The 15,021-nt window shown below is 61.1% G+C and carries 9 protein-coding genes; 2 read left to right on the top strand and 7 right to left on the bottom strand.

The features are described from left to right. The first annotated feature begins 123 nt into the window (after positions 1-123). Complete coding sequence (locus ACUYM2_RS10330) at positions 124-417, top strand: hypothetical protein (RefSeq protein ID WP_481599983.1); 294 nt, start codon at positions 124-126, stop codon at positions 415-417. 92 nt (positions 418-509) lie between these two features. Here the strand turns inward: ACUYM2_RS10330 and ACUYM2_RS10335 are convergent, their stop codons facing one another. After that, entirely contained in the window at positions 510-1,556 is a 1,047-nt protein-coding gene (locus ACUYM2_RS10335) for an MsnO8 family LLM class oxidoreductase (RefSeq protein ID WP_481599984.1), read from the bottom strand. Between the two features lie 481 nt (positions 1,557-2,037). Between ACUYM2_RS10335 and ACUYM2_RS10340 the strand changes: the two genes are divergently transcribed. Next, entirely contained in the window at positions 2,038-2,964 is a 927-nt protein-coding gene (locus ACUYM2_RS10340) for a hypothetical protein (protein WP_481599985.1), read from the top strand. Between the two features lie 574 nt (positions 2,965-3,538). Here ACUYM2_RS10340 and ACUYM2_RS10345 read toward each other — a convergent pair. The 6 genes from ACUYM2_RS10345 to ACUYM2_RS10370 all read right to left on the bottom strand — a co-directional run bounded on the left by ACUYM2_RS10345 (position 3,539) and on the right by ACUYM2_RS10370 (position 14,902). Continuing rightward, on the bottom strand, positions 3,539-6,031 hold the full coding sequence (locus tag ACUYM2_RS10345; protein ID WP_481599986.1) for a hypothetical protein: 2,493 nt from the start codon (positions 6,029-6,031) through the stop codon (positions 3,539-3,541). A gap of 946 nt (positions 6,032-6,977) precedes the next feature. After that, the gene (locus tag ACUYM2_RS10350) at positions 6,978-7,721 is read right to left on the bottom strand and encodes a hypothetical protein (RefSeq protein WP_481599987.1); all 744 of its coding nucleotides are present in this window, start codon (positions 7,719-7,721) and stop codon (positions 6,978-6,980) included. A 50-nt stretch (positions 7,722-7,771) separates the two neighbouring features. Beyond that, entirely contained in the window at positions 7,772-11,188 is a 3,417-nt protein-coding gene (locus tag ACUYM2_RS10355) for a DEAD/DEAH box helicase family protein (RefSeq protein WP_481601464.1), read from the bottom strand. Between the two features lie 128 nt (positions 11,189-11,316). Then, on the bottom strand, positions 11,317-12,252 hold the full coding sequence (locus ACUYM2_RS10360) for a restriction endonuclease (RefSeq protein WP_481599988.1): 936 nt from the start codon (positions 12,250-12,252) through the stop codon (positions 11,317-11,319). After that, positions 12,252-13,409 (bottom strand): restriction endonuclease subunit S, encoded by a 1,158-nt coding sequence (locus tag ACUYM2_RS10365; protein WP_481599989.1) that lies wholly within the window; start codon positions 13,407-13,409, stop codon positions 12,252-12,254. The genes ACUYM2_RS10360 and ACUYM2_RS10365 overlap by 1 nt, the downstream gene beginning before the upstream one ends. Then, positions 13,406-14,902, bottom strand: a complete 1,497-nt coding sequence (locus tag ACUYM2_RS10370; RefSeq protein ID WP_481599990.1) for a type I restriction-modification system subunit M — start codon at positions 14,900-14,902, stop codon at positions 13,406-13,408. The genes ACUYM2_RS10365 and ACUYM2_RS10370 overlap by 4 nt, the downstream gene beginning before the upstream one ends. Positions 14,903-15,021: the final 119 nt, after the last annotated feature.

The raw sequence follows: 15,021 nt of genomic DNA on the forward strand, positions 1-15,021 counted from the left end.
GCCGGGGTGCGCATTAGCCCTATCCCACTCCGGCACTCAGAAAGTCCCCCGGTTGCGTCCGGGTCATACCTGAGCTGCCGGGCATACGCTGAGGTGATTCAGGCTTTACGAAAGGATGAACCAATGACCGGCAGCAGCGAGGACAGCTTCAACGGCTTTATAGTTCCAAACCCGTCAAAGTTCAGCGAGGACCTCCCGGGCGACGTCGGCGACGAAGCGAACGAGATCCGCTTCAGCGAAGAGGAAGCCCTGATCGAGGAACAAGCCCACGGCATCTTTCCGGATACTTACAGCGTCCCCGGAATGCCGAATATGTCCGAGGCGATCGGGAACATCGACCTACCCCCGGAGGACCTCGGCGTAACACCAGACAGCGACGCCAGCGACGACCCGCTGCACGGCGGCGCCGAGCAGTAGCTCCTCCACCGCCGCGCATTTGTAGGACCGGGCCAGGCCGGAATGGCTGCTCGCGCTGGGAGGGCGTTAGACGGCGTCAAGTCAGGTGGGCGTCAATGGGATGCCGCGAATCCACTGCGGTCGTCCATGCTGCGGCGCTCGTCCTGGGGGAAGAGCCCGGCCAGGATCCGGTCGGATTCCGCCTGTGCCGCGACATCGAAGGCTCCGCCTGTGATCAGCAACTCGTTAGCTCCGGAGGTCGCGAGCAGGTGCTGGACTTGGGTCCGCACCTCGGAGGCCGTGCCGTAGAGCGATGTGGACAGGCTCATTTCGACCGCTTCCTTTTCCCGAGGAGTCAGCCCGGCCCATTCGGCCGGACCCACGGGCGCCAAGGCAGCGAATTCGCCGGTGGTCCTGGAGCGGGCCAGTGCGACGGCTTCTGGCAGAAGCAGTTCCCTCGCTGCCTGGCGGGTGGCGGCCACTGCTACGTTGGCCGAAACCAGGATGAAGGGGCGCTCGAACCAGCGTGATGGACGGAACTGTGAGCGGTACCTTTCCAGCGCCGGGAGTGTGCCGTTCTGATCGGTCCGGAACACGGCCGGGCCGCCCAGCACCACAGCCAGGCCGGCACGGGCCGCAATATCGATTCCCGAACCGGTGGCCAGCACGAATACCGGTGTAGCCGAATCGTTCCGCGGCCGGGCAGTGATGGGCGCGGCTCCGGACAGGTAAGCAAGCAGTTGGGCCAGCTGGTCTTCAAACCGCTCCGCGTCCTGTTTCCCGGCGCGCAGCGCATTCCGGACTGCCGGGGTGAAACCGACAGACCGGCCAACGCCCAGGTCGATCCGCGCGGGATGCAGGGCCTCCAGCGTGGCCGCCTGTTCGGCCACCACGAGTGGTTGGTGGTTGGGAAGCATGATGCCTCCTGAACCGACCCGTATGGAGTGCGTCCGGGCGGCAACGGCGGCCATCAGCACGGCCGGAACGGAACCGGCAATGCCCGGCACTGCGTGGTGCTCTGCGACCCAGAAGCGGTGGTAGCCCCATTCCTCCGCCCGCTGGGCCCGTTCCAGCACCCGGTTCAGGGCGTCCGCAGCAGGAAACCCGTCCCGGGCGTTGGCACGGTCGAGAATGGAAATCCGGGGAAGGGGAAGGGCCATACTGTTGGAACCACCCCGGGCGAGGAAGAATTCCGCTCCGGAACGCGGGTACGGAGTCCGGGTCCGGCACTGTCCAACCTCATGTGGGCGGACGGCGGAGGGCCGCTCCCCAGATCCCAGGCGTTCTGCCAGTGGATCTTGATGGCGCCCGCGATGGGGCCCTTGGCCACATCCACGGTCAGGGCGAACGGGGCCTCGTTCTCGTGTTCGATGTCGAAGCTGCGGTGGGCTGAGAGTGGCACCTTCCCGGATTACCTCCGTAGGTGTGTCTGGGGACGGATCCAGTCGGGTCGTCCGACGGCCGGCTCTGAAAGAACTGTTGAACACGGTTCTCCCCAGGCGTAGCCTGTAGGGCATCACTCGTCTCCAACGGGGTGGCAGCATGGACAGCATCCTTCATGAGCTGGGGAGACATCGGACGGAGAACTTTCGTCGCGGCCGTAGGGCTGCGCGTCTCCTTGCGGCCTGCACAGTTTTGATCGTGGCCGTGCAGCTGAGCGCGTGTGGGGGTGGTGGTGGCAGCTCCGGCGGGTCAGGCGGTTCAGTCGGCGTGCAGCAGGCGCCTCAAGACTACGGCGGAGGGAGCGCGGGCGACAGCTCCCCGGCGCTGGCCCCATATACCGGCGGATCGGGTGCCACAACGCCGGCGGCGGTGGTCCCGGACACCGGTTGCACGCCGAAGTGGCCGCGTCGGGAACACCCTGTTGCTCAGACTGCTGAGGAGCTCAAGTATGTCGGTCTCATCGTCGCCTGCGTGAACGACTCGACGGGGTCAGTCTCGCTGACCAACAAGAGCGACATGGTGTGGGCGTTCTATTCAGACCCTCCTGTAAACCCGTCTTCGCAAGAGCCGCAGCAGAAAGTCCAGGAATTCCATGCGCTGGCATCAGTCAGCATGTACTCATACAGCTTCATGGCGCCAACGGAAACAATTTCTGTCGACTCCCCACCTGCTTCGTTCCAATGGGTTATCCATCCTGATCTCAGCCTGGCCTGGATGGCCAACGAGTTCGTACTGAAGCAAGTCGTGAAGAAGACCACCTCCGCCCTCAGGTCGGCCGTCACGTCCGGTTCGGCTGTTCGCCAAGCGGTCTGGGATTGCACCAAAGCTGTCTATGACATAGCCGTGAAGGTCCCTAAAGTCTTTTCTCCTCAGTACGACCCTACGGAATTGCTCAAACAAGGACTCGGCATAGCTACGTCCTCAGGCACTTGCGGATCATCCTGGGCGGCCGCGGAGAAGGAAGCAGCCGCGGCCGCCGCTCCCCTTCCGTCGTTCCTGCAGGTGAGTGAAGAAGCGCGCAATGCCCTAAAGTCCTCTGGCGAGCTTGCCAAAAAGTCGGGGAGTCTCCTCGAGGCAGTGGTGGCAACGGCGAAATCAGGATGCAAGGCCAGCACCCGCTGCTAGTCGAAAAAGGCTCCGACGGGTCCACAGATCATTCAGGCCGTAGACCGCCTTCCGGACCGCCTTCCTCGAGTTTACAAGGGTGCCATTCTTCCTATGGGGTCGACACCTCACAAGGGATGTGAGTTGTTGATCTACTTGGAAGAAATTCCAGCAACGTATCGGCAACGTATCGGCGGGATCCCACGGGGACTTGTCCTGAGAACTGGCGTGAAGTGGCCCGTCTAACTGGAAGTTTGTGGCGCCGGCTCCGTTGTCTGGCCGTAACGGTCACGGTGCAGTTCGAGCTTGAGGCCCTTACCCCCTCCGGTACAGACCTTGGTGACCCCTTCGATTACACGTTATATAAAGCGTGTTCCAGCCCGAAGAGAACTACCAGCCATTGATCTAGCCCGTTGTGGGGTCCAAGTCCCGCTCACCACACACTCAATCATCTGGTTTCACCGCGGCAAGAAGCTGCAGAAGGACTCTCCGCCGACCTCTCTCCGGCTGGCACCTTTGCCCGCCGACCCATTCGCCGTGATGGCTGGCCAAAGCGTTCCTGTCAACATAGTGTTGGCAGGATTTGATACGCAACTCAGGCCGGTTTATGCCTGGCCAGGTAGGCGCTTAGATGACCGGCCCACCGCTGCTTGACCACATCACGTTCTTCCAGCCACTGGGTCGGCATAGGGGGAAGCGGCAGGTCGATGGCTTCGAAGAACATCTCGACCGGAATCCAAGCACGGCTTCGGACTTCGACGAACGCCGCCTCATCATGGAGACTGACGAGGCGGTCGCGATCCCCGTCTAATAGGGCGTCGCAAAACTCCCCTAAGGCATAGCGAAAGCCGATGGTTTCGTTATTAGTGGAGGCCTGGTCAAGCACCTTCAGTCGCTCGAGAGCAGCCGAAAGGTTGTCAGCACTCGCTTCGTGGTGCAAAACGGTGGCAAGCAACGCGCTTCGAGTGGCATACACATGTCCCACAAGTTCAGCTTCGCCCGTGTATTTCTCCAGCTCCCGCGTGTCTAGATCGTCGTGGAAAAGTGCCCTTCGTACGAGTTTGTCACCCAGGTCTTCAAGGAGTTCACGTTGGCGGCCAGCTTTCTGAAGCTTGGAAATTTTCTCATCAATTTCTCGGAAGTATCGTTCCGGGCGGCCGTGCGCGTACTCCGTAGTCCTGACGAGTTGCGCCATGGCGTCGGTACCGGCTGCGACCGACATGGCATCGGCGAATCTACGTGCCATGCTCAGGACTTTGGGCGCTTGGCCGATGTTCAGCTGGGAAGGCTCTAAGGTGACCAGTTTGTCAAAAACTACTAACGATTCGTCCCAGCGGTACTGCGCCTTCAGGCTATAACCGAGGTGGCGTCCGGCCGCAAAACGCAGAGGGTGGTCGGACTCGAAGATTGACTGAAGTAGTTGCATGCGGTCTTGTATGGGACGGTCCACGGACTTGCCGGAAATGAAATTCAGGACATGCTGGCCGTACGCTGTCCTGCTCGTGCCCGGCACTCTTGACTGCAGTCCCTGTACTGAGGGGCTAAAGACGATCGCTCTAGAAAGCCAGTCTCGGTAGGACGGACTACTCGAGGGATCGAGGATTACCTCCTGTTCACACACAAGGGTGATCGCGATCCCGAGAGCATCGAGTACTTCTCGAGAGTCTTCCCTTTCCTTGGCGTCATCGTGAAGTTCACGGGCGGCCGCAACCGCGCGACTGGCAGCCAGCTGCCAGTCCTTTTCCGACCAGCCTCCTGGAACTCGATGGTCCGCTGACCGTATGGCTTCTCGAACAGCGTCGTGCATGCGGTGAGCGAATCGCTCGCCCGTGTAGCGGTCGATCATCGGACGTCCAACGGCGCGCTCAGCACAGCCATGATCGACACTGGCAGCGGCAGCAATGAGATGAGTGTCGAAGGTGCGAAAAAGGCTGGCAGCGCGGATCGCGCGCTGCTCATCGGCAGGCACGTCCTCAAGGACACGCATTACAAGTTCACCTAGAGAGCCTGTGACGTCCGCAACCTCTACTTGTCGACCGTCACCAGCCCCCTTGATAGTTATTGCCACCTGCCGAGCCAGTTCCAGGTACTGGGGCAAGCCGGCGGACGACTCGACGAGTTCTTCCACGACGCCATCGCTCATCGGAAGGTCAAGCTGCTCTCGCCCTCGCAGAATCACCGCTCTCGTATCAGCTGGTGAAAGCCGCCCGAGCAGATGCTGCCTAGGTTCACAGTCCGTGCCGGGTACCAAGTTGGGCCAAATTCGACGTCCGCGATTAGGTAAGTTGACACGGGACTCGTCGTACCAATCCATCATGTCGCGCCCAGTTAGTACGAAAAGGACGTTTGGCATGGCGTTTATCAGCGAGTTGAGATAGCCCTCGGATACCCGCCTCGGGTCGAGCGCCAAGCGTTCCGTGGTGTCAACAAAGACTGCCACAAGCGGGCAGGGCCCTAGTTTTGATAGCTCCCAGGAAAGCAGCTCTGCAATTTCACACGCTAACTCAGGGCGAGGTTCTGTTGGGCTTGGGTCGTTGCTGCAACGTAAAAGAAATTTTTCAAAGCCCGGATAGGCATCGATTCCGAGCCGGAGATCGTGTCTCCTTTGGAGTTCTCCAATTAGTCTCCGGACGGCCATCACACCGAGTCCAGCCCCTGTCCCGGCTGCGGCGATCTCAAGTACCTGTCCGAGGTCAGAAAGTGAGTCTCGAAGGGTTCCTGTGACGGCATCAGTGAGTTCGTCACGCCCACTGAATTTTGGAAGCGGCTCCCCGGGGCGAAGTGCGGAAAGGTATGCGGCAAGGGCCAAATCAAAAACGGGCCACCGAGGAGCAAGTTGCGAAACGCCGGCCCGCAGCGTGATGAGTGCTGAAGCAATGTCGATCTGCCCGGCCGAGCCGTGGAGATCGATGCGGGCAGTGGCCTTGACTTGTGTGGCCGGGGGTGGGCCCCACCCGTTTATCAGGGGTAGAGCACGATTAGTCCATTTTTCGAGACGCTCGGAGAGCGCGGTCTTGCCTATGCCACCCAGGCCGTAATAAACCAGTAGGTTCCTGCGAGCGTCTCCGGCATCAGTGTCCGAGTCCAAATATTTCCGGAAGCTCCTTAGAGCATTGCTGAAAGCCCTGGCCTCACTCTCGCGGTCAGTAAAGAGCTCACCAACCTGAAGATTTTGTGATCTACGGTCCGAACTCCTCGGAGGCGGTACTCTCATGACGAGAGCTTACATTCGCACTCACCCGATTCTTCGAATTCCGAGCAGTATTTCATTGGGCATAGTCTCAAGACAGCCCGCCCCGGGTAGTTCGACACTGTCCCCCGCGTTGGTCAGTTCCGGAAGGGGCGGTCCCGATCGCCACTTCGCGGACCAGTACCCGGTGGCTGGCGCCCAGATCCATGAACGTAGCGCCAACGCAGATCAGACCCTTTCCGAAGACTGTGCCGCTGCGCACCAGCCTGGCAGATCCTGTGGGCTGTGGAACGGCCGCGGTGCGGGTCACCCTCCAGGAGAGGGAACGGAAAACCACGGAAACGGCCCTAAGCGTCGACTTCAACGCCTGCGGGAGCGCACGACCATTGGTTGATGTCAGGGTAAGTCAGCGGCCTCACGGACCAGTTCTAGGACCTGGCCTGCCTTTCGGCTTCCAGGAGCAGGTCGAAGCTGTCGAGCCCGTAGTCCGGCCGGCTGAGAATGGCACGGAACTGCGTGCTCGAGTCCCTGCGCACGGCCTTGATCTCCAGGCCGGGGACGCCGTTGATCTGGAGGGGCAGTCGGGCGCGTGAGCCGCCCGAGTCTCGGCACGCCGCTGTGGGCGTACAAGGAGCGCCGACGCGCAATCCGCCTCGATACGTCTGCAGCGCAACACCGTGCACCACAACGGACGTCCGCGGGCCCGTGACGCCGAAACAGGAATGCACACTGATTTCGATCCGGGTGGCGCACGGGGAGCCAACCTCCCAGGTAGATACTGTCACCGCCGTTGGCGCGCGTGGTCCCGGGGACGCTGAGACATTACTAACGACCCTGCAGCCATCTACGCGTGCCAGGCAATCGACGAGCGTAGGGATTTCGCGAGGCGCTGGACGGACGCGTTGACGGACGGATCGGTCGTCGAGAAGTCTGCAGCCTGATTGCCAATCACGGCCGAGAGCTCCGACCAGGTAATCCAGCAGAAGACATCGTGGATCTGTTCAACCAGCCCTTCCAACGCCAGCTGCTCGTTGTTAGCGCGTAGTAGTACGGACTCAAGTTCGGAGGAGATGGCGTCTTCGAGACTCATTCGGCCGCGGCCTCGAACCAGAACCGGAGGTGCCGCGCCCAGCAACAGGATCAGAGGGGTGCGCGTAGCTGCATGCGCAATCGTTGCCACGTATTCCTTTGCCAGCTGCTCTGGCTGGAATGAACTCGATCGAACACGCTTGGCCTCAACGAGGACAAAAGAGCCCGGAGAAGTGATGAGAGCGTCTGGCTGCACGACGAGCTGGTCAGTTCCTAACCGGTTCGGGGCGAGCGTCATATCCCCCGGCAGGAATCGAAGTTCGGCTTCTTCGATCTCTTTGGCCAGGACATTCCTGGCGTGGTCGGCGCCCTTGGCGGCACGAATTGCCGCACCGAGGAAGCGGTCGCGGGGAAGGAAATCGAGCGCCATCATAACTTCTGCGCTCAGCACGTTCTCCCGGCCTCTGCCGCCTTGACGGTAACTGGTCGCGTGTTCCCACGAGACTTCCTCAAGTAGCTTTCCGACCATCGACATGGCAATACCCGGCACGGCTTCCACACAGATTCCTTTCCAACTCGGCTATTGCAGACCTGCCCGTGACCGCCGGGTTATCCCACCATCGCCGAAACGCGCACCCGGTTCAGCGCCTCAGCCAGCAGATCCACGTCCGACTCCGGGAACAAGCTCTCCGGCCCGGCGGGAGCAGCGTCGCTGTAGGGAGACTCGTACAGCGCGCCGACGTCCACGACGCCGTTCTCGGTGAGTTGCTGGACGATCATGTCGACGAAGTGCAGCTGGTTTGCGTTGAGGGCCTTGTCTCCCACGAACTCAGACAAGGAATCCAACGCCGCTTGTCGATCCATGCCCACCAGAGACCTGACGAACAGCCCAAGGCCCTCAGCTTGTGTGGTGGCCGCTTCAAGCTCCTCGGGTGAACCCGCTCCGCTCTCGATCAGCATGCGCTGAAGTTCAGTCAGATCGGTCTCGGTCAGGGGCAGCCCGCGGCGTAGGCGATGGATTGCCATGTGGTCCAGAAAGCCTTGGAGGTACATCCGGGCCTTCTCGCGGTACCGGTCCAGATCTACCGATCCGGTCACGGTCCCCTTCAGCTCACCTTCGAGGATCTCGCCGAGGGTGTCTTCGAAGTTCGTGTAGACCACCTTGCGGCGCTTCTTCTCGATCAAGTGGACCAGCCCCCGGAGCCGGACCCGGATCAGCTCCAGCCACTGCGGCGAGACCTGGCCCCACTCCCGTCCCTCGATAATCGACTGGATCAGGCCCATCTGGGCCGCGATGGCGGGGATGTTTGGCTGATCCTGAAGGGCGGAGGCAATCTCGACAATTTTCTTGCGGTACGGCTCGACGGCCGCGGCAGAGGTCAGCGCGGCGAGCTGTGCCTGATACATCAGCAGGTCGAAGCGTTTTGCTTCCTCCGTATCGGCGGCGGAGGCCAGCGTGGCCAAGGGTGCGAGCTTGGTCTGTAGGTCCGTCAGGTCCTGGGTACCGAGTGCGGCCCACGAGTGGGCATTGGCGAACTTCTCCACCCACTGCAGTTGCGGGCGCACCAGGAAGTTCTCCCGGGGCAGCCCCGCTACCTGGCCCACAAGGCCGGACTGGAGCGCCGGCACGAAGTCGCCGTCGAGCCCGGCCGTGCGGGCTTCGGCCAGCAGCTGTGCCCGGACGGCGAAGCTGCGCTGCGCCAGGGACTGTCCCAAGGACCCTTCGGAACCGGGCAGCTCGGCGTTGAAGTATTCAATGTTCTGGCAGACGTCGAAGATGAAGAAGTCCTGCTTGTCCTTACCAGGTCCGTACAGCTCCGGCCTGAGTCGGGTGCCGCGGCCCACCATCTGCCAGAACTTCGTCTTAGAACGCACCACCTTGAAGAAGAGCAGGTTGACCACTTCGGGCACGTCGATCCCGGTATCCAGCATGTCCACCGACACGGCAATGTGTGGACTGTCCTCGGTGCGGGCGAAGGCATCGATCAGGGTGGATACGTAATTGACGCTGTGCGTGATGATCTTCGCGAAAGTGCCCCCGTACTGGGGGTAGTTGATGTTGAACCGTTCGGCGATGAATTCGGCATGCTTCTGGTTCTTGGCAAAGATGATCGTCTTCCCGAGCCGGTCCCCCCCGGACACCTTGTGCCCGCGGGTCATCAGCACCTCGAGGGCCTTGTCCACGGTGTTGGCGTTGAACAGCCAGGTGTTCAGGATCCCCGGATCCACGGCGTCGGGAACCTCCCCGTCCTCATCCCACTCTGCGGAGTCCCACGCCTCCTTTTCCTCGTCCGAGAGCTCGTCGTAGCGGATTCCTTCGACCGGGAACTTCAGCGGAATGGACACGGCCCGGGGCGGTACGAGGTAGCCGTCGGAGATGGCCTGGGTCAGCTCGTAAGCGAACGTCGGGACATGGTCCTCGATGTCGAACAGAGAGTAGGTGTTGCGGTCCACTTCAGACTGGGGTGTGGCGGTCAGGCCCACCAGATGCGCATCGAAGTACTCAAAGATGGCCCGGTACTTCTGGTACACGGAGCGGTGGGCCTCGTCGATGATGATCAGGTCGTAGTGGCCGATCCCGAACCGCTGCTTCAGGACCGTGCCGTCGTCAGTTCGTTCATTGATCAGGTTCATCATCGTCGGATACGTGGCGATGTGGATGCGGCTGTCAGCCTCCACATCGCGGCCCAGCACCACTGGGGATGATCCAGGGAGGTTGGTTTTGAAGGCACGGGCGGCCTGGTCGACCAGGGCGACACGGTCGGCCAGGAACAGTACGCGTTTGGCCCAGTTGGCCTGCATCAGCAGGCTGGAGAGCGCGACGACGGTGCGCGTCTTGCCGGAGCCCGTCGCCATAACGAGCAGCGCCTTGCGTTCCTTGTTCGTTTCCAGGGCGTCGGTGACGGCCCGGATGGCCGCCTGCTGGTAGGTACGGCCCGCGATGTCAGTATTGATGGCCGCCGCGGCAAGGGGTTTGCGGGTCGCGCGGCGGTCCACCATGAGCTGGAGCTGGTCCCGTGTGTGGAAGCCCTGGACAGGACGGGGCGGATAACCGGAGGCGTCGTCCCAGATCCAGTGCTCGTAACCGTTGCTGTAGTAGATAACCGGGCGCTGGCCCTTCTCCTTCTCCAGCGCATCGGCGTAGAGCTTCGCCTGCTGCTGCCCCTCGTAGGGTGACTTAGTTGACCTTTTGGCCTCGACGACGGCGAGTGGCTTGCCGTCGGATCCCCAAAGGACGTAGTCAACGAACCCGGTTCCGGTGGTAGGGCCGGCGTGGGTGGGCATGTGGTGGACTTCGAATTCTCGGTCCTCGGCACTGTCCAGTGCCCATCCTGCTTCGCCCAGGTACAGATCGATGTAGACCCGGGTCTCCGCCTCGGAGTAGTCGTGGCTGTCCGGGAGCTTCTTGTTCTCTTCCTTCGCCCGAGCGATCTCCGCACGCAGGGCCACAAGCTGGGCCTGAAGCTGCTCGTTATCCTGCCTCTGCGCGGCCAACGACGCATCCTTGGCGGCCAGTTCTTCGGCGAGTTTCGCCGTCTGGTCAGCGGTGCGGGGCTTCTCGGCAGGCGCCGGAACGCCCGGCTTCGATGCCGGGCTGAGGAACACGCCGTTAAAGAGGATCGCGGGATCCGGGCGGTTGGCGGGATCCCGGGTGTAGCGAAGCGCTAGCCAGATGCAAACGTGGAAGAGTTCTCTAACAGTCTGTTCGGAATGCTGAATGGTGATGGCGGCGTTGGTATGGATGCCGCTGTTCGCTACTTTGCGGATGAGGTGGAACTTGCTCACGATCGTCTCGCCCGCGAGGCGCTTGAACGTCGGTTCCGACATCATGGCATTGAGATCGCTCTTGTAGGGCAACGTGAGCGAGTCGTCAGCGTCGTATAGCCAGGCCAGCAGCGCTTCGACGGATCGCCGCGCATAGAGCAGCGAAGACCGAGGGTCCTTCCGCGCATACAGCTCGGCCAGCCGCGCTTCTTTCGCAATACCCGGCCACTCCGCCTGCAGTACAGCGAAGTTGCTGTTCACATCCCCCAATGCCACTCCTCTGTTGCTCTTCTCTCTGGAGCCTAAATGGTGCTGCCCGGAATGCAGCAAGGCGACACCGCTTTCAACTCAAACCTGTGGCAATGCGAAACCTGTTCCATGGGCTGTAACTACTCAAAAAAATCCTCGTCCAGCTCGACAATGTCATAGCTCTGCTTCACCTGGACTCCCACCCGGTACTTGATCATCAGCCCCACAAGCCGGACACCGTCGATCAGAATTACCCGCGAAGGAACAGACCTCACGTAATCCCGTGCACCGGACGTGAAAGCGCTGGTGGTGATGAAGACGCCGCGCGAGGCGCCCACACCGTGCAGTGCGCCGACGAACGCCTGAATAGCTTCACGGCCCACAGTATTGCCATCTGCGTACCGCTTCGCCTGCACATAAATACGGTCCAGGCCCAGCGCGTCCTGGTCGATTACCCCGTCGACACCGCCGTCATTGCTGCCACCGATACGTTGTCCACGCTGTTCGGCCCCGCCGTAGCCCATCTTAAGCAGTAGATCGACGACGGCCTGCTCAAAGAAGTCAGGGTGGCTCTCCCGAAGACGCGTCAGCAGTGCATCGCCGACGTCGGAGTGGACGCGGTTGATCCCGGATTCGATCTGCTCGATCGGGTCAACGTCGGCGACCAACGCATCGTCAATAACGGCCACCGTGGGCTTCCCGTTCGTTGAATTGCGCCAGAACCGTGCAAACGCCGCATTCGCAGATGAAAAGTCCCGGATACCGTCTGGATGCTCGCGCAACCACAGCTGGCCCGCCGCAGTGATCCTGTAGTTGGCACGGGACGGGCGTTCTACCCATCCTGCCTTCGATAGGTGGCTGAGTGCCCAGCCGATCCGATGCTCGGACCGGCGACCTCCACTTTCCAGAGTCTCGGCCTTCGCTGCATCGGAAAGACCTGCAGCCTCAATGACGCGTGAGACGACCTCCCTACGACTCAGGGTCTCGCCCGCGGACAGGACCCGGAGCACATGGGCCACAAAGAGAGGCCAAATTGGCACTTCCGAATCCGTGATGGGCGAAGCCGCCTCGCTCATCAGAGATCTCCTTTGAAGGCCCGGTGCTGGAGAGCCGCGAAGAGGGCGTCTACCTCCGCCAGCTGCACGCGCCCGGACGTCTTGACATGATCGATGGCACGGACCCTGCAGGCAAATTTTTCTTGGAGAGCGGTCGGAGGTACGGCTATGGAAATTTGTGCAAAAGACGACTTGTTGAGAATCGGCATTGTCGTTGAAGAACTTGAGGCGACAATAGAGCGCTTCTGGAGGGAAACTGCGTGGTAGCCAAAATAGGGATTTACCCTGTCTCCCCATTCCACTGCGTTGATCTGCTGATTGAAGGACGACAGTTCCGCAGCCATCGCCATTTTCCCTATGGTGGCCCCGATACAGCAGACGAGCAGTGATCCCGCGCTGACCGCGGGGGCGTACTGAGTGCCGATTTCCGAAAGCCTGCGCTTGACCGAATCGCGACCCAAATCGCCGGGCGTGACAAAAGGCATAAGGTCCCCAAAAGCTTCAGTTCCCAGCCTGCCGGGGGGAGTTTTCCCAGTTGATATTCTCCCCAGTTCCCCTAGAGTGCATCTCCGCCATGTCGCCCCATCCGCCCCGGGGTCGCCGAACATGCTTTGGAAGATGGATTGGGTGAGGTCGTCGAGGTGGGCAAGGGCTTGGCGACGTTTGGCGCGGAGTTCATCGGCCTTGTCCAGGATGGCCGCAATCCGCCGCTGCTCGTCAAGGTGGGGGAGCGAAATTTTAATTCGCTGAGCCCCAGCTTTCGTCAGCTTGCTGCGCGTTGTTCCTGTGAGGAACGGACGCACGTCGTGGTTCTCGAGGACCCTGGCAAGGTAGCTGACGTCTACTCGCCGGGTCGGCCTTAGGACGTGAGCGTGGTTGTTCACCCACGTTTTGCCGCTCACACGATAGGCGATTCCCCTGGAGGGATCATCGAAGTGGCCACCGTCCTCGGCGAGGAGAACTAGTGGCTCATCGAAGATGTAGCCTGCGACCGAGTCTTGTTGGCCGTTGGCCCCGTAGTAAGGGATCGGACCAGCGATACGGTCCTTGGAAGTGATTGGGCGTCGCTTGTGATCAAGGAATTCCACGACATCGCCAAGGAGCACCATGTTGGTCGCGGGCGAGTCCAAATGCGAGGCGGCGTCTACTGACTCAAGTGGAACGACGGTCGCCGTCATTTGATGAGTTCCTCTAGCTCAGCCAGGCCTTCACGTATGTCATTTTCTGTTTGCTTGATGGTCGCAATAATCTCCGCTGGTTCCTTATGATCGATCTCTTCGTGGTCAACTTCTTTGTACCTGTTCAGAGACAGATCGTAGCCGTTCTCGGCGATCTCACCCTTGGGGACGAGGAATGACTGGTCGGTGCGGGCGCGGCCAGCTTCCTTCGTCGTCCGTTGCTGCCAGCGAGCCAGTACGTCGTCGAGGTCTGAGGCAGCGAGCGGAGTCCGTTTGTCGTCGAGGCTGAAGCCATCCGAGGTCACGTCGTAGAACCAGACGTTGTCAGTGCCGCCGGAGTTGGTCTTGGTGAAGAACAAGATCGCGGTGGAGACCCCGGCGTAGGGTTTGAATACGCCGGAGGGGAGTTTGACCACGCCGTCGAGCTTGTGGTCTTCGACCAGCATTTGCCGCAGTGCCTTGTGGGCCGTGGACGAGCCGAACATTACGCCGTCGGGCACGATCACTGCGGCCCGGCCACCGGGCTTGAGCAGCCTCAGGAACAGGGCCAAGAAGAGCAGCTCGGTCTTTTTGGTCTTGACCAGCGAGAGCAGGTCTTTGGCGACGTTTTCGTAGTCCAGGCTACCTGCGAAGGGCGGGTTGGCGAGGATGACGTCGTATTTTTCCTCCTCGGAGGCGTGCAGGTCGGCGAGGGAGTCCCGGTAGGTGATGTCCGGGTCTTCGACCCCGTGGAGGAGCATGTTCATGGACCCGATGCGCAGCATGGTGCTGTCAAAGTCGTATCCGTGGAATTGACTTTGGTGAAAGAACCGACGGAGCTCCGGAGTGGTCAGCAGGTTCGGATTCTGCTGCCGAAGGTATTCGCCGGCTTGAACCAGGAACCCTGCGGTGCCGGCGGCCGGGTCGCAGATGGCCTCCAGCGGCTGTGGCGCCGTCATCTTCACCATCAGGTCGATGATGTGGCGCGGCGTGCGGAACTGTCCGTTAGTGCCGGCCGAAGCGATCTTGCCGAGCATGTATTCGTAGAGGTCACCCTTGGTGTCGCGCTCGTCCATGGGGATTTCATCGATGATGTCAACGACTTTTTCTAGCAGCCCGGCGTTGGGGATGGTGAAGCGGGCGTCCTTCATGTGCTGGGTGTAGGACGATTCCTCGCCGTTGGCCAGCTGGACCAGCCCTGTGCGCAGGAACGGGAAGATGTGTTCGGCGAAGACGGTGTACATCTCGTCGCGGGAGAAGTTCTTGAACTTGCTCCAGCGGAAGTCCTGGTACGAGCGGCCCTTCTCGTCCAGACCGGACGGGAAGACGGGGTTTTCGACCGGTTTGCCCGTGCGGTTGGCCTTGTTCTCCGCCCGCGTCTGGTTCTCGTCCAAGCGCTTCAGGAAGAGCAGATACGTGATCTGCTCGATCACTTCCAGGGGGTTGGAGATGCCGCCGGTCCAGAACGCGTTCCAGACCTTATCTACCTGAGATTTGATTTCGCCTGTTATCACCGTTCGAGTTTAGTGGGTGTTCTACGCTCGACCCCGCAGCATCGCTGTGTCGCATCAGACGTCAAGCGTTCGAGTCAGCGCGTCTGCAGAGGCCGATGTCCGTCCCATCAAGCCGATCC

It is taken from the genome of Arthrobacter sp. SD1074B (assembly GCF_056780195.1).

Excerpts from the sequence above, each read along its gene's own strand:
- ACUYM2_RS10335 (WP_481599984.1), bottom strand. The coding sequence starts at position 1,556 with ATGGCCCTTCCCCTTCCCCGGATTTCCATTCTCGACCGTGCCAACGCC.
- ACUYM2_RS10330 (WP_481599983.1), top strand. The coding sequence starts at position 124 with ATGACCGGCAGCAGCGAGGACAGCTTCAACGGCTTTATAGTTCCAAAC.
- ACUYM2_RS10360 (WP_481599988.1), bottom strand. The coding sequence starts at position 12,252 with ATGAGCGAGGCGGCTTCGCCCATCACGGATTCGGAAGTGCCAATTTGG.
- ACUYM2_RS10365 (WP_481599989.1), bottom strand. The coding sequence starts at position 13,409 with ATGACGGCGACCGTCGTTCCACTTGAGTCAGTAGACGCCGCCTCGCAT.